The organism is Kitasatospora sp. NBC_01302, from assembly GCF_035976515.1.
In the GTDB taxonomy this organism is placed as follows: Bacteria; Actinomycetota; Actinomycetes; order Streptomycetales; family Streptomycetaceae; genus Kitasatospora.
Genome location: NZ_CP108404.1, coordinates 2,563,393 through 2,581,040, shown reverse-complemented (window position 1 = coordinate 2,581,040; position 17,648 = coordinate 2,563,393). Strand labels below are relative to the sequence as shown.

Here is a 17,648-nt window from a genome sequence, read left to right as displayed (position 1 = left end):
GGCGCCGCCCGCCGAGGGGTGCCGGGAGCGTCAGCTCACGGTGGTCGAGCTGAGCACCGAGGCCGTCGCGGGGTAGCAGGCGGTCGGCACGTTCACCGTGAAGAAGGCGACCGGGATGGTCGCCGAGAAGGTCAGCCCGGCGTCGGAGTAGCTGGTGCCGCCCAGGGCGGTCCGGACGGTGCTGCCGGAGGCGCCGGCCGTCAGGGTCAGGGTCAGCGCGGGCAGCGTGAAGGTGCTGCCGCCGGCGACCGAGCCGGTGACCGTGATCACCAGGTTTCCGCCGTTGACGGCCACGCTCGCGGTGCTCGTGTTGATCCCGGCGCCGCCCGAGAGCGACTCGCCGTCCAGCGTGGCGCCGGCCGGAACCGGGATGGTGAGCTTGATGTTGCTGATCGACCGGACGCTGTAGCCGCTGACGGTGGTGGGGACGGTCAGCGCGTCGGGGGCCAGTGTGACGGTGAACTGGCTGCCGGCGGCCACCGAGGCGGGCGCGGTGGCGTTGACGCCGGCGGCGAGGTTGAAGGTCTGCGCGGAGCCGATCGGCGGCGTCGCCTGACAGGCGAAGCTCACCGGGGTGTCGGCGGCCGAGGCGATGGGGGCGAACAGTCCGAAGGCGGCCAGCGAACCGGCGAGCACGACCGAGGCGCGCGAGAGGCGGGGCGGCATTCGCATGTGGGGGTCTCCTGCCCAGGCGAAGGGTGGGGGAGCAGAGGGCTTGGCCGGCCCGGTCGGTGGGGGTTTCGCGGGCCATGCCAAGCGGGTTTCAGGATGGGCGCCGAACTCGGCGGTAACAAGGCCGGGGGCCACAATGGTTGAACAAGTTTCGGCCATTTCTCGCCATTGGGCTGCCGTTCACGCGCCGTTGTGGCAGCGCACCGGATGCCGCCCCGGGTCCGCCGGACGAGTGCCGGTCGGCGGCCCGGCTCGCCGCAAGTCTTACGGCCGCTGACCAGGCACGGAGAACAAAAGCGACTGATTTGGTGGCAGGTGTCCGCTAAGCGACGATTGGCGTTCGCTCCACCGAGCGCGAGCAGGACCAGGAAAGGCGCACCACCCTCATGCAGACCAGCCCGGCCGTCCCCCGCCAGGCAACGCTCCCCGGCCCGTCCGACGGCCCGCCCGACACCTCAGGGTCGGGGCCAGGATCAGGGCCGGGGTCGGGGCCGAAGCAGGCGAAGGGTGGCCGGTTCGGACTGCCGACCGCCACCGCGCTGGTGATGGGCAACATCATCGGCGGCGGCATCTTCATGCTGCCGGCCGCGGTCGCGCCGTACGGGACGGTGAGTCTGCTCTCGTTCGCCGTGCTGACGGTGGGCGCCATCGCGCTCGCGCTGGTCTTCGGCAAGCTGGCCCGGCGCAACCCGCGCACCGGCGGCCCCTACGTCTACGCGCGCGAGGCCTTCGGCGACTTCGCCGGCTTCCTGTCCGCCTGGTCGTACTGGATCACCACCTGGGTGAGCAACGCCGCGCTCGCGGTGGCCGCGGTCGGCTACCTCGACGTGCTGCTGCCGATCCAGCACTCCACGCTGCTGACCATCGGTGCCGCGCTCACCCTGCAGTGGCTGCCCGCGCTGGCCAACCTGGCCGGCACCAAGTACGTCGGCGTGGTCCAAGTCGTCTCCACCGTACTGAAGTTCATCCCGCTGCTGCTGGTGGCGATCGGCGGCCTGGGCTTCTTCGACCCGGCCAGGATGGGGCCGTTCGACGCCTCCGGCAGCGGTTGGCTGGGCGGGATGACGGCGGCTGCCGCGATCCTGCTCTTCAGCTACCTGGGGGTGGAGTCGGCCGCGATGAGTGCGGGTCAGGTCCGCGACCCGGAGCGCAACGTCGGGCGGGCCAGCGTGCTCGGCACCGCCGGGGCGGCCCTGGTCTACCTGCTCGGCACGCTCGCGGTCTTCGGCACCGTCGCGCACAGCCGGTTGGTCCACTCCACCGCGCCGTTCTCGGACGCCGTCAACGCGATGTTCGGCGGCTCCTGGGGCGGTGTGGCGATCGCGGTGGCCGCGCTGGTGTCGATGACCGGCGCGCTCAACGGCTGGACCCTGCTGGCCGCGCAGGCGCCGTACGCCGCCGCGCGGGACGGGCTCTTCCCGGCCGTCTTCGCGGTCGAGCGGCGCGGGGTGCCGGTCTTCGGCGTGCTGATCAGCGTCGGGCTGGCCTCGCTGCTGACCGTCCTCAACTTCGCCTCGGGCGCCAAGGGCGCCTTCGAGATCCTGGTGCTGGTGACCTCCTTCACCGCCACCGTGCCCTACCTGCTCTCCACCGCGGCGCAGCTGTACTGGCTGGTGCGCGGCGAGCACGGCAAGGTGGCGCCGGGCCGGCTGCTGCGGGACGCGGCGCTGGGGCTGGGCGCGTTCGCCTTCTCGCTCTGGCTGCTGGCCGGCGCCGGGTACGCGGCCGTCTACCAGGGCGTGCTCTTCCTCTTCGCCGGGATCCTGATCTACGTCTGGATGGCGGGCCGGCGCGACCAGCAGCCCTCCTGACGGATCGCCAGGAGGCTGGCTACTCGTCCCCCGGGCTGCTGCGGTTGCAGGACAGCACGCCCGGGATCCGGGCCAGGTTCGCGGTCAGCTCGTCCAGATCGCCGCGCCCTTGGACGGCCACCGAGACCTCCACGACCGGGCCGATGGCCGGGCCCTCGTCCTCCGCACGCTCGCTGCCGGGCAGCCCGGCGGACGAGGTGTCCCCGCTGCCGGAGGCGAGGGTGGCGAACTCCAGGACGGCGAAGCCCGAGCCGGTGAACTCGTCGAGCACCGAGCGCAGCAGGCCTTGGCCGCCGGTGTAGGTGATCCGGAAGACGGTCGGCAGGGTGCGCAGCCGCACCAGCCGGTGGGTCACCGGGCGCAGCCCGTAGCAGACCGCGAAGTAGGCAGCGGTGGTGGCGACCGCGAGCACCGGCAGCCCGGCCGCGGCGGCACTGCCCACCGCCGCCGTCAGCCAGATGGTGGCCGCGGTGGTCAGCCCGCGCACCGAGCCGCGCTGGACGAAGATCACCCCGGCGCCGATGAAGCCGAGACCGGAGACGATCTGCGCGGCCATCCGGGAGGGGTCGAGCTCGACCTGGCCGGAGTGCAGCACGTCGGTGAAGCCGTACTTGCTGATCAGGGTGAAGAGCGCGGCGCCGAGCCCCACCACCGTGTAGGTGCGCAGGCCCGCGGCCTTCTGCCGGATCTCCCGCTCCAGGCCGATCGCGCAGGAGAGCAGCAGGGCGATGCCGAGTTCGGCGAACTGCGTCCACCCCTGCCCGAACGGCTCGTTCACCCCGGGGGCGCCGAGCAGCGCACTCGCGCCGGCCGTCATCGCTGTCATCGCGTCATACTCCGCATGCCTCCGTCATACTCCTCGGCGGGTTCCGCCACCAGCGCCGTCGCCTGCGCGTCGCGTCCAGTACTGCCAACCGGCCTCGATCTGCCCGTCGGACCAGACCAGGGCGGCCTTCTCCAGGCTCTCCCGCTCTCCGGTCCAGTGCTTCAGCTCCCCGGCGGCCCGGGCGGCGGGCTGGACGGCGCAGGCCCGTTCGAGCAGGATCGCGGACATCACCGCGTGCGCCACGTCGCGGCCCACCGCGAGCAGCCCGTGCTGCGGCATCAGGCAGGCGGCGGCCGGCCCCAGGTCGCGGGCCAGTGCCCGGCCGAGCTCGGGGGAGCGGACCAGGTTCGCGGTCGCGGTGTACCGGGGCAGTCCGTGCTCGCGGCCCGGTGGCAGCCGTTGACGGTGCTGGCACCGGCCGACCTGGAGATCGTGGTACGGGCCCGCAAGGCTGCGCGCGTGCGTGCACGAGCCGGCCGTGGCGCGGGCCGGCGAGTTGGTCGGGCACCGGTCGCCGAGTTGTCTGAAAGAACCGTCCGACTCGTTCGTGACCAAGTACCCACTGCGCCGTCAGGGATGCTCTGAATACTGAGAGTTCACTGAATCCACGCAACACCGCCGTGCGGCCGAACATGGATATGGGCGCCCGGCGCGGCCGGTTGCCCTAAGGATTACCAGAGAAACGTTCAGCTTTCCCCCGCCGACTGACGGCCGCCATTTGGCCGAGAGGTTTCGGAGGTCGTCCGCCGGCATGTGCCGATGGCGACTGCCGGTGGCCATGAGCGCCGCTGGGCGGGTGGACGGGCGGGTGCGGATGTGCCGTCCCCGATGGCCCCGGGCGCGGTTGGCCGGTACCTGGCGAGTGCACAGCGTAAGCGGTACAAGGGTTCTGACCTGGCATCAGTCCTGTGATGCTCTTCACAGTCGTGGGGGCGGCCGTCACCGAAGGGGGCGCGCGGCTTTGGTGCTTCGCGCCCCTCCCATGCGGGGCGGTCCCGGCTGTGCGCGGCCGGGTCGACGGAAGTCGAACCCGCTGCTGGCGTGCCGTCAGGGGTACTTCTGAGCAGCTCCATTGGCCGCACTCCAAGATCATTGCGACTCGGCTGTCAGGTGACTTTAAGCCTTCTCATCCGTTCCGTCAGTTTCGCAAAAAACCCCAAGTCCGAGCGTTGTAACGCTTAAAATCGGACGCGGAAACCGGAAGATGCTTCACAACTAGTCGCGCCTCTGGCTAGTGTGGTCGTCACGTACAGCGACGCGCTAGGTACAGCCATCCATGCCTGAGGGGGATCACAGCCGTCTCTGGTGTCGCTGCCACGGACCGGGAAACCAGCCGCGCCCGCGTAGTTCGGGGGAGCCGGTAGGCGCTTCGGCGCCGCCGACGGGTGCGGCGGGTGGTTCGTGGCCGGGCGCCACATCGACCGCCAGCACGTTCAAGCCGACTCATTTCAAGACGACTTCCTGAACCGGTGGGCAGCCGGGCCCACTCCGCGCCGGGGTTTGCCGACCCCGTGCACCCCGACGGGCAGCCGCCCGCCGGCGAGCCCGGCCACCCACTGTGGTGTTCACACTCCACCCATGCGGATCACGACCGTAGCGGCACAACTGCCCTACGGTGCCGAAGGGTTGCCCAACCGCGCTGCCAGGCGCGGTCTCACCCGGCTCCACGCGCTCTCGTGGAATCCGGACCATCCAGCGTTGATCTCCGCCTGCCAGAGGGAGCTCACATGAACACTCTGTCCATCGTCATACCCGCGCTCAACGAGGCCGAAAACCTGCCCGCCGTGATGGCCTCCATCCCGTTCGCCGAACTCAAGGACGAGGGCTGGGACACCGAGGTGTTAGTCGTGGACAACGGCTCCACCGACGGCACCGGCGACATCGCCCGCACGCTCGGCGCCCGGGTGGTCAGCCAGCCCGTGCGCGGCTACGGCAACGCCTACCGGGCCGGCTTCAGCGCCGCCACCGGTGACGTGATCGCCACCGGCGACGCCGACCGTACCTACCCCTTCGACGCCCTGCCCCGCCTGTTGCGGACCCTGGTCGACCACGATGTCGAATTCATGACGACCAACCGGCTGGTCGGTGGCAACAGCGAGGCGATGAAGCCCTCGCACTCGCTGGGCAATCACGTGCTCAGCGCGATCAGCCGGGTCCTGTTCCGCAACGAACTGCGCGACTCGCAGTCCGGCATGTGGGTCTTCCGCCGCTACGTGTGGCAGCGGCTGGACGTCCGCTCCGGCGGCATGTCCTTCTCCCAGGAGATCAAGAACGCGGCCACCAGGGCCGGTTACCGATATGTGGAGATTCCGATCGAATACCGCAAGCGTGGCGGCCAGGTGAAGCTGAACGCCTTCCGGGACGGCACCGAGAACCTGCGCCAGCTCTTCGAGCACAACTTCCGCCGCACCCGCCCGGTGCTGCGCCCGGTGGTGGCCACGGTCGGGCCGGGATACGCCGCCGGCCAGGGATATGCCGGCCAGGGGTACTCCGCCCAGGAGTTCGACTCCGTATGACCTCGCTCCTCGGGAAGGTCCCGGACCCGGTCCAGTCCCCGACGCCCCGGCCGCCCCACCGGGCCCGCCGGCGCCGGGGACCGGACGGTGCCGGCCGTCGGTCGGCCCGGCGGCGCGGTGCCGCGGTGCTGGCCGCAGTGCTGGCGGTGCTGGTCGCCGCGCCGCTGCTGTGGGCGCAGCCGGCGGTCCGCCTCGCGCTGCGCCAGACCTTCACCCGGATCCCGGCCGACTACGACGAGTTGTACTTCACCCAGCTGCCGACCACGGCCGGCGGCCAGGCGGTGATCCCGCTCTCGGTGGTGCAGCACGGCACGCCCACCGCGACCCTGCAGCTGCGGGTCTCGCTCACCACCCCCGGCGGCACGGTCACCGGGAGCAGCACCGTCACCCTCGTTCCCAAGCCGGACACGGCGGTCGGCACCACCGTCCGCCTGCCGCTGACCGAGCCGGACGCGGAGGTCCAGGTCGCGCTGGTGGGCCATGACCAGGCCCTGCACTACCGCTTCCAGGCCGCCGCCTCCCCCGACCCCAAGGCAACGACACCATGAACGCCCTTACCGGCACGGCGAGTCCAGCCGATCCGCCGCACGTCACCGTCACCACCAGCTGGGACGACGGGCACACCCTCGACCCCCGCCTCGCGGCACTGCTGGAGCGCTACCGGCTGCCCGGCACCTTCTACATCGCCCCGCGAAACCGGGAGTTCACCCCGGCCCAGCGGCTGTCCGCCGCCGGCATCGGCGAGTTGGCCGAACGCTTCGAGATCGGCGGCCACACGCTGACCCACCAGCGGCTGCCGCAGCTGACCGACGCCGCCGCGGCCGAGGAGATCCGGGGCGGGCGGGCCGAGTTGGAGGACATCATCGGCGAGCCGGTGACCAGCTTCTGCTACCCGCGCGGCGAGTACACCCCGGGCCAGGTCAAGCTGGTCGAACAGGCCGGCTTCACGCTGGCCCGCACGGTGCGGCGCAGCAGCCTGCGCCCGGGCCCGGCACTGGAGCTGGACACCACGGTGAACGCCTACGCGCACCGGGTGGACGCGCCGCTGGCGCTGCGGCTGGCCGGGGGCCGGCCGTGGCGGGCGGCCCGGCTCTTCCTGGCCTGGGACGAACTGGCCGTCCACTGGTTCGACCGGTGCCTGCGCGAGGGCGGTGTCTTCCACCTGTGGGGACACAGCTGGGAGGTGGACGCCCGGGGCGACTGGGCGCGCCTGGAGCGGGTGCTGGCCCATATCGCGGACCGCCCGCAGGTGGCCTACCGCACCAACCGCGAACTGCTCCGGCTGGCGGCCTGATGAGTACCATCGTGCAGATCACGCCGTACTACCCGCCCCATCTGGGCGGCCTGGAACGGGTGGTGGAGAACCTGGCGGCCGGTCTGGGGGACCGCCACGAGGTCGAGGTGCTGACCACCACGATCGGCGCCGCGGGCGCGCCGCGCCGCAGCCGGCAGGGCGCCGTGACGGTGCACCGGCACCGCTCGGTGGAGTTCGCGCACACCCCGCTGGTGCCCGGCCTGCCGCTGGCGCTGCTGCGCCGGCCACCGGGGCGCTCGCCAGGCCGCCCGGGCGACACCGTGCTGCACCTGCACTCCGCGCACGCGCTGCTGCCCGAACTCGTCGCGCTCACGGCATGGTTGCGCCGTCAGCCGGTCGTGCTCCACTTCCACCTGGACGTGGACGCCTCGGGCCGGTTCGGCCGGCTGCTGCCCGCCTACAAGAAGCACGTCTTCGGGCCGGTGCTGCGCGCGGCGGCGGCCGTGATCGTGCTGACCCCCGGCCAGGCCGAGTTCGTCGAGTCGACCTACCGGGTGCCCGGCGAGCGGATCCATGTGGTGCCCAACGGGGTGGACGGCGGCTACTTCATGCCGGTGCGCGAATCGGCCGAGGCGGGCGCGACGGAGGAACGGCCGCTCGAGCTGCTCTACGTGGGCCGGTTGAGCCCGCAGAAGAACGTCGCCCGGCTGCTGGAGGCGATGCGCCTGGTGCGAGAGCCGGTCCGGCTGCGGATCGTCGGCGACGGCGAGCTGCGCGGCCGGCTGGAGGCGCAGGCCCGCGAACTTGGCCTCACCCGGGTGGAGTTCGCCGGTGCCCGGCTGGGCGACGAACTGGTGAGCGCCTACGCCGAGGCGGACGCCTTCGTGCTGCCCTCCGACAAGGAGGGGATGCCGCTGGTGGTCCTGGAGGCGATGGCCGCCGGGCTCCCGGTGATCGCCACCGACGTCCCCGGCAACGCCGAACTCATCGGCGGGGTGGGCCTGCTGGCCGCGCCGGAACCGGCCGCGCTGGCCGCCGCCATCGACCAGGTGGCAGGCGATGCGCGACTGCGCCGCACGCTCGCCGAGCGCAGCGCCGCGACCGCACCGGCCTTCGCCTGGGACGCGGTGGTGCGACGCGTGGAGCGGGTGTACGCCGAGGTGCTGACGGGGACGGGCCGATGAGGCGCCCGGCGGCACAGCTGCGCCGCACCGCCGCGGCCGTCGTCCGTCGCAGCGGCGCCCGTTGGACCCTGCTGGCCGGCACCGCACTGGCCGCCGGCGTGGAGCTGCTGCCCGGCGTGCCGGTCCCGCTGCTGGCGCCGGCCGGTTTCTGGCTGCTGCTCGGCGCGCCCTGGCTGCTCTGGTACGGGTGCGCGGACGCCTTCGTGTCGACCAGGGACGGGCGGGCGCTGGTGGCCGTCGCGCTGGCGATCGGCAGCGACCTGGTCACCGAGCTGCTGCTGAACACCGTGCTGCCGCCGCTCGGCGACGACCGGCCGCTGCGCCAGGCGCCGTTGGCGCTCGCCGCGGCCCTGGCCGTGCTGCTGCTCGCCTGGGCCCTGCCGCCCGGCCCGGCGGGCCCGGGGCCCACCCGCCCCCGCTCCCGGGCCGCGGCCAGGGCGGCGCGGCGCAACCAGCGCCGCAACCCGCGCCGCACGCCGGGCCTGCGCCCGGTGCTGCTGCTCGGCGCCGGCTGCCTGCTGCTCAGCGTGGGCGGGGCGATCCGGCTGAACAACGGCCTGGGGTCGACCATGGCCGTCCTCGCCCTGGTGGCGATGGCCGTGCTCTTCGTCCAACTGCTGCGCGGGCGCCGCCGCTACCCCGAGGCGGTGCTCGGTCTGGGCCTGTTCTTGCTGGCCGCCGCCCTGTTGCTGCTCACCTCGCTGCGCGGCTGGTTCATCACCGGTCATGACATCCAACGCGAGTACGAGGTCTTCGAGTTGGCGTTCAGCGCGGACCGCTGGCAGATCGCCGCGTTCCGCGACCCGTACAACGCCTGCCTGAGCATCACGCTGCTGCCCACCGCGTTCGCCCGGCTGACCGGGATCGGCGGACTGTACGTCTTCAAGGCCGTCTTCCCGCTGCTCTTCGCGCTCAGCGCGCCCCTGGTCCACCGCTCGGTGCGCAACGTGACGCAGCGCGTGGTGGCGCTGCTCTCGGCGCTGTACTTCGTGGCGTTCCCCACCTTCTTCACCGACATGACCTTCCTGGCCCGCCAGGAGATCGCCTTCCTGCTGCTGGGCGCCGCCCTGGTGGTGCTCACCGACCGGAGCCGCCCGATCCGCGCGCGCCGCCTGGCCTTCACCGGCCTGATGGGCGGGGTGGTGCTGTCGCACTACTCGACCACCTTCGTGGTCGTCATGGTGCTGGCCATCGCGCTGCTCACCGACCACGCCTGGCGCCTGGCGGCCCGACTGCGCGCCCGCCGCCGCGGCGGCCCGCGCCAGCCGGTCACCGCCTTCGTGACCTGGTGGATCGTGGTGGCCACCGCGGTGGCCGCGGTGCTCTGGACCGGGCCGCTGACCGGCACCGGCGGCCAGCTGCGCAGCACGGTCACCGCCACCGTGCAGGACGCGGTCGACCCGGCGCAGGCCCAGTCCGGCTCCTCCGACACCTCCTACAGCCTGCTCGGCGGCCAGGCGGTCACCCCGCAGCAGCGGCTGGCCCAGTACCAGGCGGACACCCTGCAACTGACCGCCAAGGACCGGGCGAACGGCGACTACCTGCCGGCCCAGGAGGTCGCGCAGTACCAGGTGCAGGCGGTGGCCGAGCCAGACCTGCCGCTCACCGCGGTCGGCCGTGCGCTGGGCCGCACCGGCCTGGACGTGTCGGGGGCCAACAAGCTGGTCCGCCAGTGGGCCGCCGACCTGCTGCAACTCCTGCTGCTGGTCGGGCTCGCGGTCTGCCTCTGGACCCGCGGGGGCCGGGTCCGCCGGGCCTTCCGCCCGGCCCGCGACCAGGTCACCCTGAGTGTCGCGATGATCGTGGTGATCGGCCTGCTGACCGTGCTGCCGCAGCTGTCGGTGGACTACGGCGTGCTGCGGGCCTTCCAGCAGGGGCTGTTCTTCTTCGCGCCGTTCATCGCGGCCGGCTCGCTCTGGGCCTTCCGCTGGGCCAGGCGGTGGGCGCTGCCGCTGGCCGGCACCCTCGCGGTGGCGTTCTTCCTCGATCTGACCGGGGCGGTCCCGCAGGTGATCGGCGGCTACCCGCCACAGCTCAACCTCAACAACGCGGGCCAGTACTACGACATCTACTACGTGCAGCCGCAGGAGCGTTCGGCGATCGGCTGGCTGGAGCAGCTCACCACGGACGACCAGAAGCAGAACGTGCAGTCCGAGGTGCAGACCGACCGCTACACCTTCAGCCGGCTCCAGACGCTGATCCGCGGCCGGGCGCTGGACGACATCTACCCGACCCTGGTCGGCAGCAACTCCTATGTCTTCCTGGGCTCCACCACGGTGACCAAGGACGAGGCGACCACCTTCTACCGGGGCGATCTGGTGACCTACCGCTATCCGACGGCCCTGCTCGACACCACCAAGAACGAGATCTACAGCAGCGACGGAGCGGAGATCTTCCGGTGACCGAGCGGAGCACAGGACCTGACAGCGCCAGGACCGGCCGGGTCCTGCTGGTCAGCCACTACTACCCGCCGCACGTGGGCGGGATCGAGAACGTGGTGCGCCAGGAGGCCGAACAACTCGCCCGCCGCGGCTCGGTGGTGAGCGTGCTGACCACCGGGGGCCGGCGCAGCACGGCGGAGCTGGAGGCGGGGGTGCGGGTGCTGCGCCACGCCGCCTGGAACGGGATCGAGCGGCGCACCGGCGTGCCGTTCCCGGTGCCCTCGCCCGGGCTGCTGGCGCAGACGGTGCGCGAGGCCCGCCGGGCCGAGGTGATCCATCTGCACGACTGCCTCTACCCGACCTCCTGGGCCGCCTGGGCCGCCTCCGTGCTCACCCGCACCCCGCTGGTGCTGACCCAGCACGTCGGCCTGGTGGCGCACCCCTCGGCGCTGGTGCGCGGCGCGCAGCGGGCGGTGTACGGGGTGTTCGGGCGGCTGCTGCTGCGCCGGGCCCGGCGGGTGCTGGTGCTCAACGACACGGTCCGCGCGTTCACCCGGGCCCACGGCGCCCGGCCCCACACCGTACGGCAGTTGGCCAATGGCGTGGACACCGCGCTGTTCCACCCGGCCGGCTCGGCCGCGGAGGTGCGGCAGGTGCGCGAGCGGTACGGGCTGCCGGTGGACCGGGTGCTGGTGGTCTTCGTCGGGCGGCTGGTCCCCAAGAAGGGCTACGACCTGCTGCGGGCGGCGGCCGACCCGGCCTACGAGCTGGTCTTCGTCGGCACGGGCGCCGGGGGCGGGAAGGGGGAGAGGAGCAGGGGAGCGGAAGCCGGGGTGCACCACCTCGGGGCGCTGGCGCCCGAGCAGGTCGCCGAGGTCTACCGGGCCTGCGACGTGTTCGCGCTGCCCTCCACCGCCGAGGGCTTCCCGCTCACCGTGCAGGAGGCGATGGCCGCCGGCCTCGCGGTGGTCACCACCGACGACCCGGGCTACGCGCCCTACGCGCTGGACCGTGCCGGGGTCAGCCTGCTGCCGCGCGATGCGACGCGGCTGCGGGCCGAACTGGTGGCGCTGGCCGCCGACGCGCCCCGCCGCGAGCGGATGGGGCGCTACGCGCGGGCGTACGCGGAGCGCAGCTTCGGCTGGGCCGGGCACGTGCGGGCGCTGCTGGGCCACTACGCGGTGGCCGGTGCGGGGCGGCCGGGCGGCCCGACCGCTGCTGCGGCGGATGCGGCGACGGATGCGGATGCGGATGCGGCGGCGGGGACCGGATGAAGCCCCTCGCCCCGCGCGGCCGGCTGCGCCGACCGTCCGGCCCGCTGCTGGACGTCGCGCTGGTGCACGGCCTGCTCGGCTGGCTCTACGTGGCTGCCTGGGCCGCGACCCGTCCCGACACCCTCTCCGGCCCGCTCACCTCCTGGCTGCCGCTGCGCCGCGACACCTTCGGCGCCGTGTGCTTCGCGCTCTCCGCCCTCGCCCACCTGACCCGCGGGCTGCGCCCGCAGGGGCCGCCCTGGCGCGCCCCGCGCGGGCCGGACGGCCGGCCGGGGCGGCCGCGGGACCGGCTCACGGCCGTGCTGCGCACCCTGGTGGGCTATCCGCTGCTGCTCTGGGCCTATCTGTGCGTCAACTCGCTGACCCACCCGCAGACCATCGACCGGCAGCTGACCCACTTCGCCACCGTCCCCACCGAGGGCACCGCGGCCGTCGGCTGCTTCGCGGCGTCCGCCGTCGCCCTGCTGGCCCTGCGGCTGCGCGCGGGCGACCCGGCGACAGCCGCGGGAGGCGACGCATGAACGCCCAGCGTGACCAGGTGGCCCGCGGCTCCGCCTACCTGCTGGCCGCCACCGTCGGCTCCGCCGGCCTGGGCTTCCTCTTCTGGGTGGCCGCCGCCCGCCTGTTCACCCCGGCCCAGGTCGGCACGGCCACCTCGCTCACCAACGCGATCACGCTGATCGCCTACTTCAGCCTCTGCGGCCTGAACAGCACCCTGGTGCGGTTCCCCGCCCCGCCCGAGCGGCGGCACGCGCAGATCAACCGGGCGCTGCTGCTGGTCTTCGCGGCCGGCTGCGTGCTCGGCACCGGCTACCTGCTGGGCCTGCCGCTGTACGGCGCCCGGCTGCTGGCGGTGCGCCAGGACCCGGTGCAGGCCGTGCTGGTGGTGCTGTTCTGCGCGCTGTCGGCGGTCAACCTGCTCACCGACGCGGTCTTCATCGGCGAGCGGCTCCCGCAGTACAACACCCTGGTCGACGGTGTGCTGCAGGGCCTGAGCAAGCTGGGGCTGCCGTTCCTGCTGACCGGTCTGGGCGCGTTCGGGCTGGTCACGGCGGTCGGCGGCGGCTACGCAGTGGCGGTGCTGGCCTCGCTCTGGTTCCTGCGCCGCCGGATCGGCCTGCGCCCGGCCCTGCGCGGCGGCGGCACCCGGCTGCGCGAGCAACTGGGCTTCTCGGCGGGCAGCTACCTGTCCAGCCTGCTGAACCTGCTGCCGCTGCTGGTGCTGCCGCTGCTGGTGCTCCAGCGGCTCGGCACGGCGGCTGCCGCGTACTACTTCGTCGCCTTCCAGGTCGCGAACCTGGCCAACGCCGTCTCGTTCGCGGTCTGCGAGTCGATGTTCGCCGAGATCTCCGCCGACGAGTCGCGCTTCGGGCCGGTGCTGCGCCGCTCGGTCCGGCTGATCGCGCTGGTCCAGCTGCCGGGCGCGGTGCTGCTGGCCGCGGGCAGCGGGCTGCTGCTGCGGCTGTTCGGCGGCGCCTACCCGGCCCGGGCGCAGAGCCTGCTGGTGGTGCTGGCCGTGGGCACCACCGCGGTGGCACTGAACACCGTGGGCAGTTTCGTGCTCAAGCTGGTGCGCCGGATGGCGCCGCTGATCTGGAGCAACGTCGTCTACGCCGTGGTGACCATCGGTCTGGCCGCGCTGTGGGCCGGGCGCGGCCTGGTCTGGTTCGGCTGCGCCTGGGGCCTGGGCAACCTCGCCTCCGGTCTGTACGCCGTCCTCGCGCTGTACCGCACCCGGCTGCCGGGCCGGCGCGGCCCCCGTCATGCCGCCCCCGCGCGGACCGCCCGTCCCTCCGCCCCACGAACGGAAGCCACCGCCATGAAGGTCCTCGTCGTCAACGCCTACGTCCGCGAGAACGCGGGCGACGCCGCCCTGCTGGCGGTCTGTCTGCGCCAGGTGCGCGCCGCCTTCCCGCAGGCCCGCGTCACCGTCGCCGGGATGGAGGACCGGGCGGTCCACCCGGCCTTCGACGGCGCCGCCAACCTCGGCTCGATCCGCCGCTACGTGGCGGACGCCGCGATCGGCACCCCGCGCCGGATCCTGCGCAAGGCGGTGGGGTTCCTGGTCTCGCTCGGCCTGCTGCTGCCGCCGCGGGTGCTGGCCGGGCCACTGGCCGGGCTGCTGCGCCCGCTGCTGCCGGCCGAGGTGCGCCGCGAGGTGGACGCGGTGGCCTCCGCCGACCTGGTGGTCTCGATGGGCGGCGGCTACTTCAACGCCCGCCCCGGGCTGGACGGCTACCAGAACGTCTTCTACGTGGTGCTGCCGCTGCTGCTGGCGCTGCGCCGGGGCGTGCCGGTGGTGCTGGCCCCGCAGTCCTTCGGCCCGTTCCCGGCCCCGGCCCAGCGCCGGCTGGCCGCCTACGTGGTGCGCCGGGCCGCGCTCGTGCTGGCCAGGGAGGACGTCAGCGTGGACATCCTGGCCGAGTGCGGGGTGCGCGGCACCCCGGTGCGCCGCGCGGTGGACTCCGGCTTCGCCTTCGCGCCGCCGCCGCAGGGCGACTGGCGGGCCAGGATCGGCGTGGACCCGCACGCCACGCTGGTCGGGGTGACCGCCCGGCAGTGGCTGGCCCCGGGCCGACAGGAGCAGTACGAGCGGGCGCTGGCGGCCACCATCGACGCGGTGCGGGCCACCGGCGCCCAGGTGGTGCTGATCCCCCAGGTCACCACCGACTACCTGGGCGACGACGACCGGATCGTGGAGCGCCGGATCGCCGGTTACTGCGCCACGCCGCCGCTGCGGGTGGACGAGACGGTCGACTACCGCGACCTCAAGGGCCTGTACGCCGAGTGCGCCTACGTGCTGGGCACCCGGTTCCACTCGGTGATCTTCGCGCTGACCAGCGGGGTGCCGTGCATCGCGATCGAGTACGAGCACAAGACCCGCGGCATCATGCGGGACCTGGGGCTCGAATCCTGGGTGCTGCCGATCGCCGACGTCTCGGCGGCCAGTCTCGGCACGCTGGTGGAGCGGCTGCGGACCGGGCGTGAGGAGTACCTGCGGACCCTGGCCGAGAAGCTGCCCGGCTACGTCGCCCGGGCCGAGGAGCTGCCCGAGCTGCTGCGCGCGGCCACCGCCCGCCGGCCGGTGGGGGCGGGCGCATGACCGGTCGTCGGGCAGGCGCCGGGCGCACCGTGCTGCTGGCCACCCCCTACTTCCCGCCCGACACCGGCGGGGTCGAGCAGTACACCTGGCAGCTGGCCCGGCAGCTGCGGGAGCGGCACGGCTACCGCGTGGTGGTCGCCGCCACGGTGGGGGACGGCGGCGCCGTCGGGCGCCACGAAGCGGACGGGCTCGTGGTGCACCGGCTACCCGCCCCGCTGCGGATCTCCCGCACCCGGATCGGCGCCGGCTGGCGCGCCGCGCTGGGCGCGCTGATCCGCGAGGAGCAGGTGGACCTGGTCAACGCGCACGCCCCCGTGCCGCTCTTCGCCGACGCCGCCGCCCGGGCCTGCGGTCCGCTGCCGTTCGTGCTGACCTACCACACCGGGCGGATGCGCAAGGGCGATCCGCTGGGCACCGCCGTCTGCTCGCTCTACGAGCGCACCCTGCTGGCCGGCACGGTGCGCCGGGCCGGCGAGCTGATCTGCTCCTCCGACTACGTCCGGGCCGACCTGGCCCGCCTCTTCGCCGGCCGGGCCGTCACCGTCTCGCCCGGGGTGGACCTGGCGCGGTTCGCCCCGAGCCCGCTGTCGGGCGAGCCGCTGATCCTCTTCGTCGGCTCGCTGGAGCGCGCCACCGCCTACAAGGGCCTGCCCGATCTGCTGCGCGTGCTGGGCGAGTTGGCGCGGCGGGTGCCCGGGGTGCGACTGGAGGTGGTCGGCGACGGATCGGCCGCCGCCGCGCACCGGCGCCTGGCCTACCGGCTGGGCGTCGCCCACCTGGTGCGGTTCAGCGGCCGGCTGACCGGGGACGAGCTGGTCGCCGCCTACCGCCGCTCCCGGGTGCTGGCGCTGCCCACCCACTACGACAGCTTCCCCAGCGTGCTGGTGGAGGCGATGGCCTGCGGGCGCCCGGTGGTCAGCACTCGGGTCGGCGGCATCCCCTCGCTGGTGGCCGAGGGCGAGTCGGGCCTGCTCGCCGACCCCGGTGACCTGCCGGCCCTGACCACCGCGCTGGCCGCCGTGCTGACCGACGACCCGCTCGCCGGGCGGCTCGGTGCGGCGGGCCGGCGGCTCGCGGCGGCCGAGCTCTCCTGGGAGCGGCAGGCCGACCGGACGGCGGAGGTCTTCGCCCGGGCGCTGAGCCGCCGGCGCCGGCGCGGGGTGGCGGTGGTGGCGCCGTACTACCCGCCGAAGATCGGCGGGGTGGAGGGCTACGCGGCCCGGGTCGCCGGGGCGGTGGCCGCCGACCCCGGGCTGCGGGCCGCCGTGATCACCACCAACACCGCGGGCCGGCGCACCACCGTCACGGTCGAGGACGGCCTGCCGGTGGTCCGGCTCGGCACCTGGGCCCGGCTCTCCAACACTCCGCTCAGCCCGCTCTGGCCGCTCCAACTGCCCTACTGGCTGCGCCGGCTGGGCATCGACGTGGTCAGCGCACACGCCCCGGTGCCGGGCCTGGGCGACCTGGCGGTGGCGCTCAGCGGCCCGCGGCCGACCGTGCTGACCTACCACGCCGGCTCGATGGCCAAGGGGCAGCGCGGGGTGGACCAGCTGATCGGCGGCTACGAACGCCTGGTGCTGCCACGGCTCTTCGCGCGGGCCGGGGCGCTGGTCGCGGTCTCCCCGGTCTCGCTGGCGGCGAACCGGCGCGGTGCGGTGCGGATCCCGCCGGGCGTGGACACCGAGCGCTTCACCCCGGGCCCGCCGGCCGCCGAGCGCCCGCCCACGGTGCTCTACGTCGGACGGATGGACCGCACCTCGGCCTGGAAGGGCGTGCCGGTGCTGCTGAACGCCTTCGCGCAGCTGGCCGACCAGTCGCGGGCCCGGCTGCGCCTGGTCGGCGACGGCGACGCCGTTCCTGAGCTGCGCGCCGAGGCCGAGCGGCTGGGGGTGGCCGGGCGGGTGGAGTTCACCGGGGCGCTCACCGGGGCGCCGCTGGTCGCCGAACTCCAGCACGCCGCGCTGCTCGTACTGCCCTCGCTGAGCCCGGCGGAGTCCTTCGGGATGACCCTGATCGAGGCGATGGCCTGCGCCACCCCCGTGGTCGGCTCCCGGGTGGGCGGCATCCCGCACGTGGTGGACGACGAGGTGACCGGCCTGCTGGTGGAGCCCGGCGATCCGCAGGCGCTGGCCGCCGCCTGCCGGCGCCTGCTCACGGACGCCGGCACCGCTGAGCGCTTCGGCACCGCGGGCCGACGGCACGTCGTCGAGCACTACGCCTGGCCCGGCCTGACGCGGCGCTACCTGGCACTGTTCCGAGCGCTGTCGCCGGCCTGAGCGAGGGGCGCGGCAGGCTGCCGGGTCCGCGGGTGGCGGCGGTGGTGGCCGACGCGGTCGAGGTGGGGGCGGCCGAGGCGTCGGTCGAGGCGCGCAGCTGGGTGATGGCCGAGCGCAGCGCGGCGAGCGCGGGCTTGGCGCTGCCGTCGGCGCGGCGCAGCCCGTACCAGTCCTCGGTGCTGCCGCCCGCGCCGGCGCCGGTCGCCGCGGGATTGTCCCGGTCGGTGTACCAGATCAGCGCGCCGATGCCCGGGTCGGCGGCCGCGGTGCGCACGCCGTCGGCGGCGATCTCGGCCTGCCGGGCCTCGGTGACATGGGTGGTGCCGGGGCCGATGTCGCCCGGCGAGCCG

The 17,648-nt window shown here is 73.9% G+C and carries 13 protein-coding genes; 10 read left to right on the top strand and 3 right to left on the bottom strand.

Going from position 1 to position 17,648, the window contains the following annotated elements; translation table 11 throughout:
- Positions 1-30: 30 nt before the first annotated feature.
- Positions 31-672, bottom strand: coding sequence for a hypothetical protein (locus tag OG294_RS10845; protein WP_327066262.1), 642 nt, complete (start codon positions 670-672; stop codon positions 31-33).
- Positions 673-1,058: 386 nt separating this feature from the next.
- Here OG294_RS10845 and OG294_RS10840 point away from each other — a divergent pair, with 386 nt between their 5' ends.
- A complete protein-coding gene (locus OG294_RS10840) occupies positions 1,059-2,483 on the top strand; it encodes an amino acid permease (protein ID WP_327066261.1) in 1,425 nt (474 codons plus the stop codon).
- A 19-nt stretch (positions 2,484-2,502) separates the two neighbouring features.
- On the opposite strand, the gene OG294_RS10835 is transcribed toward OG294_RS10840, so the two are convergent.
- On the bottom strand, positions 2,503-3,300 hold the full coding sequence (locus tag OG294_RS10835) for an MgtC/SapB family protein (protein ID WP_327071497.1): 798 nt from the start codon (positions 3,298-3,300) through the stop codon (positions 2,503-2,505).
- 33 nt (positions 3,301-3,333) lie between these two features.
- Positions 3,334-3,864, bottom strand: coding sequence for a class II aldolase/adducin family protein (locus OG294_RS10830; RefSeq protein WP_327066260.1), 531 nt, complete (start codon positions 3,862-3,864; stop codon positions 3,334-3,336).
- Positions 3,865-5,036: 1,172 nt separating this feature from the next.
- Between OG294_RS10830 and OG294_RS10825 the strand changes: the two genes are divergently transcribed.
- Genes OG294_RS10825 through OG294_RS10785 form a run of 9 tightly spaced genes read left to right on the top strand, consistent with a single transcriptional unit; the run spans position 5,037 to position 17,298 of the window.
- A complete protein-coding gene (locus OG294_RS10825; RefSeq protein ID WP_327066259.1) occupies positions 5,037-5,825 on the top strand; it encodes a glycosyltransferase family 2 protein in 789 nt (262 codons plus the stop codon).
- The gene (locus OG294_RS10820) at positions 5,822-6,373 is read left to right on the top strand and encodes a hypothetical protein (RefSeq protein ID WP_327066258.1); all 552 of its coding nucleotides are present in this window, start codon (positions 5,822-5,824) and stop codon (positions 6,371-6,373) included. The genes OG294_RS10825 and OG294_RS10820 overlap by 4 nt, the downstream gene beginning before the upstream one ends.
- The gene (locus OG294_RS10815; protein ID WP_327066257.1) at positions 6,370-7,119 is read left to right on the top strand and encodes a polysaccharide deacetylase family protein; all 750 of its coding nucleotides are present in this window, start codon (positions 6,370-6,372) and stop codon (positions 7,117-7,119) included. Before OG294_RS10820 ends, OG294_RS10815 begins: the two co-directional genes overlap by 4 nt.
- On the top strand, positions 7,119-8,264 hold the full coding sequence (locus tag OG294_RS10810) for a glycosyltransferase family 4 protein (RefSeq protein WP_327066256.1): 1,146 nt from the start codon (positions 7,119-7,121) through the stop codon (positions 8,262-8,264). Before OG294_RS10815 ends, OG294_RS10810 begins: the two co-directional genes overlap by 1 nt.
- Positions 8,261-10,666 (top strand): DUF2206 domain-containing protein, encoded by a 2,406-nt coding sequence (locus tag OG294_RS10805; RefSeq protein ID WP_327066255.1) that lies wholly within the window; start codon positions 8,261-8,263, stop codon positions 10,664-10,666. The genes OG294_RS10810 and OG294_RS10805 overlap by 4 nt, the downstream gene beginning before the upstream one ends.
- Positions 10,663-11,919 carry a glycosyltransferase family 4 protein gene (locus OG294_RS10800; RefSeq protein WP_327066254.1) on the top strand — a complete coding sequence of 419 codons (1,257 nt, stop codon included), beginning with the start codon at positions 10,663-10,665 and terminating at the stop codon, positions 11,917-11,919. Before OG294_RS10805 ends, OG294_RS10800 begins: the two co-directional genes overlap by 4 nt.
- Positions 11,916-12,440: a hypothetical protein gene (locus OG294_RS10795; RefSeq protein ID WP_327066253.1), complete on the top strand. Its 525-nt coding sequence runs from the start codon at positions 11,916-11,918 to the stop codon at positions 12,438-12,440. Before OG294_RS10800 ends, OG294_RS10795 begins: the two co-directional genes overlap by 4 nt.
- Positions 12,437-15,022: a polysaccharide pyruvyl transferase family protein gene (locus tag OG294_RS10790; protein WP_327066252.1), complete on the top strand. Its 2,586-nt coding sequence runs from the start codon at positions 12,437-12,439 to the stop codon at positions 15,020-15,022. Before OG294_RS10795 ends, OG294_RS10790 begins: the two co-directional genes overlap by 4 nt.
- Positions 15,019-17,298 carry a glycosyltransferase family 4 protein gene (locus OG294_RS10785; protein ID WP_327066251.1) on the top strand — a complete coding sequence of 760 codons (2,280 nt, stop codon included), beginning with the start codon at positions 15,019-15,021 and terminating at the stop codon, positions 17,296-17,298. The genes OG294_RS10790 and OG294_RS10785 overlap by 4 nt, the downstream gene beginning before the upstream one ends.
- The last annotated feature ends 350 nt before the right edge of the window (positions 17,299-17,648 follow it).

Coding starts and splice junctions, on each gene's coding strand:
- OG294_RS10840 (WP_327066261.1), top strand. CDS start 1,059: ATGCAGACCAGCCCGGCCGTCCCCCGCCAGGCAACGCTCCCCGGCCCG.
- OG294_RS10835 (WP_327071497.1), bottom strand. CDS start 3,300: ATGACGGCCGGCGCGAGTGCGCTGCTCGGCGCCCCCGGGGTGAACGAG.
- OG294_RS10825 (WP_327066259.1), top strand. CDS start 5,037: ATGAACACTCTGTCCATCGTCATACCCGCGCTCAACGAGGCCGAAAAC.
- OG294_RS10820 (WP_327066258.1), top strand. CDS start 5,822: ATGACCTCGCTCCTCGGGAAGGTCCCGGACCCGGTCCAGTCCCCGACG.
- OG294_RS10845 (WP_327066262.1), bottom strand. CDS start 672: ATGCGAATGCCGCCCCGCCTCTCGCGCGCCTCGGTCGTGCTCGCCGGT.
- OG294_RS10805 (WP_327066255.1), top strand. CDS start 8,261: ATGAGGCGCCCGGCGGCACAGCTGCGCCGCACCGCCGCGGCCGTCGTC.
- OG294_RS10810 (WP_327066256.1), top strand. CDS start 7,119: ATGAGTACCATCGTGCAGATCACGCCGTACTACCCGCCCCATCTGGGC.
- OG294_RS10795 (WP_327066253.1), top strand. CDS start 11,916: ATGAAGCCCCTCGCCCCGCGCGGCCGGCTGCGCCGACCGTCCGGCCCG.
- OG294_RS10785 (WP_327066251.1), top strand. CDS start 15,019: ATGACCGGTCGTCGGGCAGGCGCCGGGCGCACCGTGCTGCTGGCCACC.
- OG294_RS10790 (WP_327066252.1), top strand. CDS start 12,437: ATGAACGCCCAGCGTGACCAGGTGGCCCGCGGCTCCGCCTACCTGCTG.
- OG294_RS10815 (WP_327066257.1), top strand. CDS start 6,370: ATGAACGCCCTTACCGGCACGGCGAGTCCAGCCGATCCGCCGCACGTC.